This is a genomic window from Bilophila sp. (assembly GCF_057864385.1).
In genome coordinates this window covers 55,810-65,609 of the sequence record NZ_DBMAFI010000018.1, presented here as the reverse complement: position 1 = coordinate 65,609, position 9,800 = coordinate 55,810, and the positions used below count along the sequence as shown (strand labels likewise).

Here is a 9,800-nt window from a genome sequence, read left to right as displayed (position 1 = left end):
GCCCATTTTTCGTCTGAAATATCGTGTCTGCTCATGCCAGACATCAAAACAACAGAAAGACGAAAAGTCGAGAACTTATTTAGAGACAGCTCCTAGGGCACAGCCTCAAAATAAAACAGTAATCTTTTTCTACGGCACAGCCTTAAAGAATCAATAAAAGCCCATGCAGATCGGCAGCAGAAAAACCGTATAAAATGAGAGTATCCTCCTATGTTGGATGCCTATACCAACCATACGTTATAACGGATTGTTTCGTTCAGGAATGTGGCTGCCATTACAGAAGGCTCTGTCATAGGACATGGTTATTTTGTTTCAGCAATATACTGAAAATATATACTTTTTCTCCAAATTTTCCGCTGGTGGGCTCTGTGATTGGGGAATTTTCTTGGTTATTTCTTTGGAGTTTCAAGGAAATAAAGCATCAACCGTTTTCTATGACACAGCCCTACAGAAAAGGTCTTTGCAAGGCCGTTGGGATCGGCAACGGCAACGGCAAAAAGGTTCCCACTTTCTAGGTTATGTCGGCAATTAGATACAATATATTGAACTTGTTAATTATATTAACTTGTTAAACCACAAAAAATATTTAAATAATTTCAAATAATTATATACGACACAATGACACGACCTAAGTGTTCCCGTACTGTCAATAGGCACTCTGCCATAACTCCACGAACGACCAGCCAAGCTTCACGCCGTAGAAAAAGATAATCAGGCCGCAGACAAGGTTGATGATGCGCAGCAGGCGCGGCGTAAACCGGTTCTTGAAAAGCGAGGAAATGGTGGTCAGGGACAGGAACCAGAGGCAGGACGCACTGACCACACCCCAGAGGAACAGGCCGGACTCATCGGGCGGCAAGGCGGCCCGGAAAGACCCAAGCAGCAACGACACGTCGATGATTGCCTGCGGATTGAACCATGTCACCACACAGGCCATGCCGATGGTCTTCATGAGCGGGATATCCACGTTGACCGCCGGGCTGGCAACTTCGCGGGACAGCACGAGCCGGAGCCCCATATACATCACCACAAGGCTGCCCGCCAGCAAAACGCCCTTTCGGATAAGCCCGGAATGTTCGATCAGCGCGCCGATGCCGAAAAAACCGGCAAGCGCAAGGGTCACATCAAAAAAGATGACGATGAGCGCCGTCCGGTAGGCCGCCGCCCGCGGCAGGGACAGGCCGGCATTGATGACGAAAAGATTCTGCACGCCGATGGGCGCAACGTACGCCAGCCCAAGCGACAGCCCCTGAAGATACGCAAGCATGGTTCCCTTCTTTCGCTCCCGCTCCCGCGCCCGCTGCAATGCCGTGGCGGAAAGGAATGGGCCTAGGGGAATCGGGCATCATGCGGCAACCCGTTCCCCTTCCGAATGATCTCCGCACGCCATTCCCATTGAGCGGCAATGATTACAAAAGGTTGTGTTATAGAAAATGGTTGATGCTTTTTTCCTTGAAGCTCCAAAGGATTAACCGATAAAATGCCTTAGCCGTGGATCCCGCCAAGGGGAAAACCGGAAAAAAGCTGTATTTTCACCGCACTGTGGAGATGAAACAATCACATACTATATAATAGAGCCTTACAAAAAGTACCGGGAGGTGAGGCCGTGATTGCGCCCGGTTGCCGAAAAGAGGCCGAACCAAAAGCAATGGCCCTTTATTCAATCTGAAATCACGCGCGTTCCAGCAGGGCCACCGTTTCCACATGCGGCGTCTGTGGGAACAAGTCCACAGGCCGGGCGGCCTTCAGGCGGAAAGCCGGGGTCAGCCGGGCTATATCGCGGGCCAGCGTCGCGGGATTGCACGAAACATATACAAGCCGCAGCGGGGCCGCCTCGGCAAGCTGCTGCGCGACCTTGGCATCAACCCCGGCACGCGGCGGATCGACCACCACCACATCCGGCTTGGGGCCGAGCCTCACCAGACGCCCAAGCACGGACTTGGCATCGCCCTGCTCCACCCTGTATCCCTTCCTGCCCAGCGCCTTCGCGTTGCTGCGGGCACAGCGCACCGCGCCGGGCATTTCCTCAATGCCCACGACCCGCGCACTGCGCCCCATGTACAGGCCGATGGAGCCGACGCCGCCGTACACGTCCCACAAGACGGGATCCGGCAGTTCCTCAAGCGCGGCAAACCGGGCAGCCTCCGCATACAGCAGTTCGGCGGCGGGCGTATTCACCTGAAAAAAGGCATTATGCCCCATTTGCAGCCGGACATCGCCGATCCGCTCCTCAAGCCGCCCGTCCGCGTACAACGTCCGCTCCCCATAGGCCACGTCGCTGGAGGCCAGGCGTTCCGACAGCGCGAAACCCGTCACTTCGGGAAGTTCCGTCCGCAGCGCCGCCGCGAACCGCTCCCCCGCCTCAGGGCTCCCTCCTGCCCCTGCAATCAGCTCCACAAAACAGCCGCCCGCATGGGGCTCCCTGACGACGAGGAACCGTCCGTCCAGATCGCGAAAAGCCCCATTGGACAACAGCCGCACCGCTTCCAGAACCCGCATGGTCAACGGCGTCTGCAACAGGCACCCCGTCACTTCAACGATGCTGCGCGAACCGCGTTCCCGCAGCCCAAGCGCCTTGCCGCCGTCGTCGGACACCCCAAAGGCGAACTCCATCTTGTTGCGGTACCCCCACTCGGAAGGGGATGGCAGGATGGGCAGCATGGGCGGGCACGCCACCTTGCCCACCCGCTCCAGCGCGTCGCGCACGATGCGTTCCTTCCACGCGAGCTGGCGGGCATACGCCAGCGATTGCCACGAACATCCGCCGCACCGCCCGGCATGGGGGCACGGCGGCCCCTGCTCGTCCGGCGAGCGTTCGAGCACTTCGACAAGCGCCGCTTCCGCAAGGCTCTTCCGCACGGCGGAAACCCGCGCCCGCACAAGCTGCCCCGGCAAGGCGTCCTCGACGAGCACGACCACGCCGCCGTGACGTCCGAGGCCGCGCCCGTCGGACACCAGCGCATCCACGCGCAGTTCGAGGAACTGGCCGGAAACAAAAGGATTTACAAATGGTTTGGCCATGCTTCCTCCAAAGCCCCCGCTTGACTTTTATCGCAAGCCGGGCAATGTAATACTTTAACGTCCCGACCGCGTCCGCCGGAAAACCCCTTCGGCGTTCGGGGCCGGAAGAGCCAAGGAGTCCGCCATGTTCAACGAGCTGGTCAGCAACGCCATGCACTCCACGCCGCAGGGGTTTGTGGGCGTATCGCTTATTTTCGTGTATTTCTGCGTCATTGTGGCGACGGCTTTTTATCGTATCAAAAAAGGCGATCACATGCACCACTAAGGGGGAGCCCCTTCCCGGCCTCTCCCCTTTCTCGCCCAACCCGGATCAGGAGCAAATCGAATGGATTTTCTTCCCATCAGGCGGGCTCTGCTCAGCGTCACCCACAAGGACGGACTGGCGGAATTCGCAGCCTTTCTGCATGCCAACGGGGTGGAGCTCGTCTCCACCGGCGGCACGCTGAAATTCCTTGAAAACGCGGGCCTTCCCGTCACCGCCGTCAGCGACGTGACCGGCTTCCCCGAAATCCTCGGCGGCCGGGTGAAGACGCTTCATCCCCATATCCACGGCGGCATCCTCGCCGACAAGGACAACCCCGAACACCTCGCCGTCCTGAAAGAAAAGGGGATCAAGGCGTTCGATCTCATCTGCGTGAACCTTTACGATTTCGAGAGCGCCCTGGCCAAGGGGCTGAAGCCCCGCGAAGCCATTGAGGAAATCGACATCGGGGGCCCCTGTATGCTCCGCGCGGCGTCCAAGAACTTCCACAGCATCCTCGTACTGTCCGATCCCGATGCCTACGCGGAAGCCACGGCGGAACTCAAGGCCAACGATATGCGCGTTTCCCTGCCTTTCCGCCAGCGCATGGCCGCCCGTACGTTCGCCAAGACTTCGCGCTACGACGCGATGATCGCCGAGTACCTCACGAAGAACTAAGATGGATTGGGGAGGGGGAGGCAGTTTCAGGAGAGCGCCCTTCCCTTCCCCAAACCTGCCTGCGCGGACAGCGGCCCTTTTCCCAGGCTTTGGCAGGCGGAAGGGCGCACGATGGGATTGCCCCCTATTGGGTGCAGGAAAAAGGATGAAAGCCGTCGGATGGGCGGGCCCGTTTTCAGCCGGCGGCAAGCTTTGACAGAAAGCCTATGGGCAAAAAAGGACGGCAGGCGGCGAAACGCCTGTTTTGGCTCTGTCATGGCATATGGTTGTTTTATTTCCTTAGCATACTGAAGATACTTTTTCTCTGATTTTCCGCTGATGGGCTCCTTGATTGGGGCATTTATGGGTTATTCCTTTGGAATTTCAGGAAATAAAGCATCAGCCGTTTCCTATGGCACAGCCTTGTTTTTTAAGGGGGGGAAGATGGAAGGGAAGGCACGGATCGAAGTGGTGGGCGGCATCTTGTGGCGCGGCGGCTCGTTTCTCGCGGCACAGCGCCCGGAGGGTCATCCGCAGGCCGGTTTTTGGGAATTCCCCGGCGGAAAGGTCGAACCCGGCGAGTCGCTGGAAGCGGCCCTTGCCCGCGAACTCGCTGAGGAATTGTCCTTGTCCATCCGCAACCCGAAGCTCTGGCGCACGGTTGAGCACGATTACGATTTCCGTTCGGTGCGGCTCCACTTCTTCCATATCACCGAATTTTCCGGGGAGCCTGCCGCCAACGACGGGCAGGCCTTCCGCTGGGTGACGCCCGAAGAGGCCCAAACGCTGCCCTTTCTTGAGGCAGACCGGCCGCTGTTGTTTGACCTGAGCCGCCCGTAACTTGCTCTCCATAGCGGTGGAAAAGGCCCCTGTTCCGGCAGGGGCTTTTTTCAGGGCGTGCCACAGGGAATGGCTGATGCTTTGTTTCTTGAAGCCCCAAACAGCTAACCGGCAAAACGCCTCAATCATGGAATCCGGCAACGGGGAAAACGAAAGCCCCTGTCATGGCATATGGTTGTTTTATTTCAGCAATATACTGAAAACAGAGGCTTTTTCTCCAATTTTTCCGCTGGTGGGCTCCATGATTGGGGCGTTTTAGTTATTCCTTTGGAATTTCAAGAAATAAAGCATCAACTGTTTCCTATGGCACAGCCAAACGAAAAAGGGGCTGTGTCTTCACCATATTGTGGCTCTGAGACAAACGCATCCCCTAAAAAAACAAGGTTCCGTCATAGTGCGTGGTTGTTTCATCTCCACAGCACGGTGGACATACGGCCTTTTTCTCCAGTTTTCTCATCGGCGGACTTCATGGCTGAGACATTTTATTGGTTATCCCCTTGGAACTTCAAAGAAAAAGGTATCAACCATTTTTATGGCACAGCCAAAAACAAAAGATGTCTCTTGCCGCATTCCTCGGCGCGAGGCGGGCGAAGATCCCGGCGTTATGCCGATGAAGTACGGCCCGCTTTCAAAGGCTTTTTTAAAGGCTGTGTTATAGAAAATGGTTGATGCTTTTTTCCTTGAAGTTCCAAAGGGATAACCGGAAAATGCCTTGGCCGTGGATCCCGCCAAGGGGAAAATCGGATAAAAAGGCTGTATTTTCACCGCACTGTGGAGATGAAACAACCACGTACTATGACGGAGCCTTTTTAAACTAGACGCCCTGTGTGTTTCGGTATATCTTCCGACTCCTTCCACAGGGCTCTTTCCGTCCTTGCGGCAAGAGCCCTGTGCCGATCCCGTCAGCTTTCAGCCCCCATCAACATTCGCAGCAGCATCATGTCCGACACCATTGAATCAACCGCCAAGACGGAACCGGAAGCCTCTTCCTCCTCCGCCGTCCTTACAGGCATAAAGCGCGGGTTCCCCATCTTTTTGGGATACGTGCCGCTTGGTTTCGCATACGGCGTGCTTGCCGTCCAGAACAACATTCCCGCCGTATACGCCGTGCTCTTTTCCCTGTTCGTCTACGCCGGGGCCGGGCAGTTCATCGCCGTCGGCCTATGGGGGATGGGCGCATCCGTCTTTTCCATCGTCTTCACCACGTTCGTGATCAACCTGCGGCATGTGCTCATGTCCGCCGCCGTAGCCCCGTGGTTCGCGCCGTTCACCCGTTTCCAGCAGTTCATCATCGGCTGGGGGCTTACGGATGAGGTTTTCGCCATGCACAGCATGGCTATGGCCACGGGCGAGAAGGCGCGGCTTCCGCTGGTGTACGCCGCCAACTTCACCTCACACAGCGGCTGGGTGCTCGGTACGCTCATCGGCGCGGTGGCCGGCGACTTCCTGCCCGATCCCAAGCTGTTCGGCCTTGATTACGCCCTGCCCGCCATGTTCCTTGCCCTGCTCGTCCCCCAGTGCAAGGAGCGGCTGTACACGCTGGCGGCCATCCTCTCGGCGCTGCTTTCCGTCATCCTCGCCATGTGCGATACGGGCCGCTGGAACGTCATCATCGCCAGCGTCATCACCTCCACCATCGGGGCCCTGCTCGTCACCCACCGCGACCGCAACATCGACGCCCTCAGGAAGAAAGCATGAACATCGATCTCCTGCTCTGCATCCTCGGCATGACCCTCGTGACCCTCATCCCCCGCGTGCTCCCGGTCACGTTGCTGGCGGGGCGCGAGCTGCCGCCGCTCCTGACGCGTTGGCTCTCCTTTGTGCCCGTTTCCGTGCTCGCCGCGCTGGTCGCGCCCGATCTGCTCCTCGCTGACGGCAAGCTCAATATTGCTGGGGACAACCTGTTCCTCATCGCCACTTTCCCCACCCTGCTCATCTGCTGGTACAAAAAAGGCAGCTTGTTCGGCGCGCTTGCCGTCGGCATGGGCACCGTGGCGCTGATCCGGTACTGGATGGCGTAAGGGGTATGGGATAGGTATTAGGATAGTTGGAGGGGGAAGGGGAAACTTTCTAGAGAAAGTTTCCCCTTCCCCCTCCAAGCCTCCCCTATCCTCTTCAAAGATTTTCGACTGGCGGGGAGGCCGCGCGGAAGGAGTCCGTTCCCGCGCAAGCCGGGGGGAGCGGATGCGGCCGGTTTGCATTTCGTTCGTAAAGAGTCCGTTCCGGTGCGAGCCGGGGGGAGCAGCCGCAGGATATCCAACGGTTCCCTGATAAGAGCCCGTTCCGGCGCCAGCCTTTTGTGGTAGAGGGGGGAACAGGCGATGCCTATGCGCATATGGGCCTCAGGTGGGAGCCCTTTGGGGATACAAGGGCAGGCTTCCGGGTTTTCCTTTGGGCAAGGGCCGGGAACGCCATCGCCTTCTATTTGCGCATCATGCGAAGATTGGCTATGAACAGAAAGCCGGGGGTTCCCGGACACCGCCATGACGAAGGAGTTTCCCATGCGTGCTCTTTACTGCCTGCTGCTCATCTGTTCCCTGCTCCCCCTTTCCGGGTGCGCGGAGCTCAATATTTCCAATCCGTTCGAGACGAAATCCTCCGACGGCAGCGAAGTCTATTTTGATCAGTTCCCCGATGTCCCGATTCCCCGCGACATGTCCGTGGACGCCAAGCGCAGCCTCATTTCCGTGGCTCAGGACGGAACCAAGACCGGCCTCATCACCGTCGAAGGCCGCGTGGACAAGCCCTCCCTCGCCAACGCCATGATTTTGAACATGAACCGTCAGGGCTGGAACCTGCGCGGCGCTGCCATCGGCTCCAAGACCATGCACCTGTACGAAAAAGGCGAACGGTACGTGGTGATCTACTATTATGATCAGACCACCACCGCCGCTATGGAAATCTGGGCCATGACCCGGCTCGCCGACGGCGTCCTGCCGACTATGGGCAACGGCGGGATCTCCGCCGGAATGGACGCGGGCGGCAGCTCCACCCCGTCGTTCTATCTGACGCCCGACACGTCCACGGGCACGGGCAGCTCCGGCGGCGTGCATCAGCAGGGCCTGAGCCAGTAATGGACGCACATCTCGCCTTCCGCGGCGTCGGCGGGGCCCGCCTCCATCTTGGCGTGTGCGGCTCCGTCGCCGCCTACCGTGCGCTCGATCTCGTGCGCCAGTGGCAGGATGCGGGGGTTTCCGTCAGTGCGACCCTGACCCCCTCCGCCCAGAAATTCGTCACGCCGCTGACGTTCGCCGCACTCGGCGCGGCCCCGGTATACACGGCGGCCTTTGATGATCCGCAGGCGCCCTCGCCCTTCGCCCATCTCGAACCGGGCCAAGTGGCGCAGGCCCTCGTCATCGCCCCCGCCTCCGCCGCCACCATCGCGCGGCTGGCGCAGGGACAGGCCGACGAACTGCTGGCCTGCCAAGCCCTTGCCTTCCGGGGCAAGGCCGTCATCGCCCCCGCCATGAATCCCGCCATGTGGAGCCATCCGGCTACGCAGGCCAATATCGCCGCCCTCCGCGGGAGGGGATGCGCCGTGGTCGAGCCCGGCTGCGGGCGTACGGCATGCGGCGAGGAAGGGCAGGGACGCCTTGCCGACCTGCGGGAAATCTACCTCGCCGGGCTGCGCGCGCTGGCCCCGCAGGATATGGAAGGCATGCGGGTCATGGTCACCCTCGGCCCCACCCGCGAGCACTGGGACGGGCTGCGTTTCTGGACGAACCCGTCTACCGGGACGATGGGCGCGGCGGTCGCCGTGGCCGCATGGCTGCGCGGCGCGCGGGTTGAGGCCGTCTGCGGGCCGGGCACGCCGTGGCTGCCCGCCGGGATCGCCCGGCACAACGTCGGATCGGCCCGGCACATGCTGGAGGCCGCCGCTTCGGTGTGGCCGCAGTGCGACGCGGGCGTGTTTACCGCCGCCGTAGCCGACTTCTCCCCTGTGCCTCCGGCGCAGGGCGGCGACAAGAAGTTTAAGAAAAGCGACGCCCCCGACGGGTTCGACGTCCATTTCGCACCCAACCCGGACATCCTGAAAACGCTCGCCGCAGGCCGCAGGCCGGATCAAAAGGTCGTGGGCTTTGCCGCAGAATCGCAGAACCTCGAAGGCTCCGTCCGCGGCAAGCTCGTTTCCAAAAAAGCCGATATGGTCGTGGGCAACCTGCTCCAGGACGGTTTCGGCACGGCGGACAACACGGTTTTCGTCGCCGACGCCTCCGGGCGCGAAGAACGCTGGGCACGCCTTTCCAAAACAGACGTTGCGTGGAGACTGCTCTCGTGGCTCCTGTCCCGCTGAACATTTCCCCGGCCTTCCGTCCGTGGCGTCAGGCCGGGATCACGCATCTGCTCCTCGACGAGGAGGTCAGGGAACGGCTGCTGGCGCGCCCGGAACCCGAACCGTCCGAAGCCGCGCCTCCCGTCCGCCCCCCCCGGCAGTACGGCGCGCCGCCGCAGCGCGAGGGACGCCGCCAGCCGCCTCCCTACGTCCCTCCCCAGCAGCCGCAGGCTGTTTCCAGCGCCCCCCAAAAAGCGGCGCGGGCCGCCGACATCCTGCCGCCGGACGCATGGCCCGCCTATTGGCAGGCGCTGCTTAAAAAGACCCCGCCCCGCCCCTTGCTGGTCTGGTCTTATCCGTCCCTCAGCCGTGACCTGGGCGGCGACGCCGATGCCGCCCACCGCGATTTCCTGCGCCGTTTGCTTGGGGATATGGCGCTCCCCAAGGGGAGCCATGCGTTCTGGCCCTTGAACCGCTATCCCTATGGGGACGGCGAATCGGAGGCGACGGTTGACGCCCGGATGTTTTTGAGCGGCATAGCCGCGCTCAAGCCCGAAAGCGTCATCCTCATGTGCGGGCAGGTTCCGCCAGCTCTCGGCCTTGCCGATCTGCGCCCGCTTTTGCCGAGCATCGTGCACGGATACCGCTATGTGGTCACGCCGCACGTCGACGGCCTCATTGGGGAACCGCAGCGCTATGCCCAGCTTATCACCTTCTTAAAATCCATTATTGCGGGAAGATAGAAGGGGGTTGGGGAAGACGGGGCAG

Annotated in this window: 12 protein-coding genes; 10 read left to right on the top strand and 2 right to left on the bottom strand. The window is 60.1% G+C overall.

Annotated elements, in window-relative coordinates:
• Positions 1-298 precede the first annotated feature (298 nt).
• Positions 299-532, top strand: coding sequence for a hypothetical protein (locus ACZM8Y_RS07960; protein WP_487480242.1), 234 nt, complete (start codon positions 299-301; stop codon positions 530-532).
• A gap of 114 nt (positions 533-646) precedes the next feature.
• Here ACZM8Y_RS07960 and ACZM8Y_RS07955 read toward each other — a convergent pair whose 3' ends face one another.
• Together ACZM8Y_RS07955 and rlmD are read right to left on the bottom strand one after the other, a co-directional pair.
• Positions 647-1,267: a LysE/ArgO family amino acid transporter gene (locus ACZM8Y_RS07955; RefSeq protein ID WP_479858903.1), complete on the bottom strand. Its 621-nt coding sequence runs from the start codon at positions 1,265-1,267 to the stop codon at positions 647-649.
• A 404-nt stretch (positions 1,268-1,671) separates the two neighbouring features.
• A complete protein-coding gene (gene rlmD / locus ACZM8Y_RS07950; protein WP_479858902.1) occupies positions 1,672-3,021 on the bottom strand; it encodes a 23S rRNA (uracil(1939)-C(5))-methyltransferase RlmD in 1,350 nt (449 codons plus the stop codon).
• A gap of 124 nt (positions 3,022-3,145) precedes the next feature.
• Between rlmD and ACZM8Y_RS07945 the strand changes: the two genes are divergently transcribed.
• The 9 genes from ACZM8Y_RS07945 to ACZM8Y_RS07905 all read left to right on the top strand — a co-directional run bounded on the left by ACZM8Y_RS07945 (position 3,146) and on the right by ACZM8Y_RS07905 (position 9,775).
• Positions 3,146-3,286 (top strand): hypothetical protein, encoded by a 141-nt coding sequence (locus tag ACZM8Y_RS07945; RefSeq protein WP_005025216.1) that lies wholly within the window; start codon positions 3,146-3,148, stop codon positions 3,284-3,286.
• A gap of 60 nt (positions 3,287-3,346) precedes the next feature.
• Positions 3,347-3,940: an IMP cyclohydrolase gene (locus tag ACZM8Y_RS07940; protein ID WP_302553520.1), complete on the top strand. Its 594-nt coding sequence runs from the start codon at positions 3,347-3,349 to the stop codon at positions 3,938-3,940.
• 423 nt (positions 3,941-4,363) lie between these two features.
• Positions 4,364-4,759 (top strand): (deoxy)nucleoside triphosphate pyrophosphohydrolase, encoded by a 396-nt coding sequence (locus tag ACZM8Y_RS07935; RefSeq protein ID WP_302553519.1) that lies wholly within the window; start codon positions 4,364-4,366, stop codon positions 4,757-4,759.
• A gap of 171 nt (positions 4,760-4,930) precedes the next feature.
• Positions 4,931-5,428, top strand: coding sequence for a hypothetical protein (locus tag ACZM8Y_RS07930; protein ID WP_479858901.1), 498 nt, complete (start codon positions 4,931-4,933; stop codon positions 5,426-5,428).
• Positions 5,429-5,698: 270 nt separating this feature from the next.
• Complete coding sequence (locus tag ACZM8Y_RS07925) at positions 5,699-6,457, top strand: AzlC family ABC transporter permease (protein WP_302552739.1); 759 nt, start codon at positions 5,699-5,701, stop codon at positions 6,455-6,457.
• Complete coding sequence (locus ACZM8Y_RS07920) at positions 6,454-6,780, top strand: AzlD domain-containing protein (RefSeq protein WP_302552738.1); 327 nt, start codon at positions 6,454-6,456, stop codon at positions 6,778-6,780. The genes ACZM8Y_RS07925 and ACZM8Y_RS07920 overlap by 4 nt, the downstream gene beginning before the upstream one ends.
• A 462-nt stretch (positions 6,781-7,242) precedes the next feature.
• Positions 7,243-7,833: a hypothetical protein gene (locus ACZM8Y_RS07915; protein WP_489501700.1), complete on the top strand. Its 591-nt coding sequence runs from the start codon at positions 7,243-7,245 to the stop codon at positions 7,831-7,833.
• Positions 7,833-9,053 carry a bifunctional phosphopantothenoylcysteine decarboxylase/phosphopantothenate--cysteine ligase CoaBC gene (gene coaBC / locus ACZM8Y_RS07910; RefSeq protein WP_482332379.1) on the top strand — a complete coding sequence of 407 codons (1,221 nt, stop codon included), beginning with the start codon at positions 7,833-7,835 and terminating at the stop codon, positions 9,051-9,053. Before ACZM8Y_RS07915 ends, coaBC begins: the two co-directional genes overlap by 1 nt.
• Positions 9,020-9,775 (top strand): hypothetical protein, encoded by a 756-nt coding sequence (locus tag ACZM8Y_RS07905; RefSeq protein WP_487480019.1) that lies wholly within the window; start codon positions 9,020-9,022, stop codon positions 9,773-9,775. Before coaBC ends, ACZM8Y_RS07905 begins: the two co-directional genes overlap by 34 nt.
• Positions 9,776-9,800 lie beyond the last annotated feature (25 nt).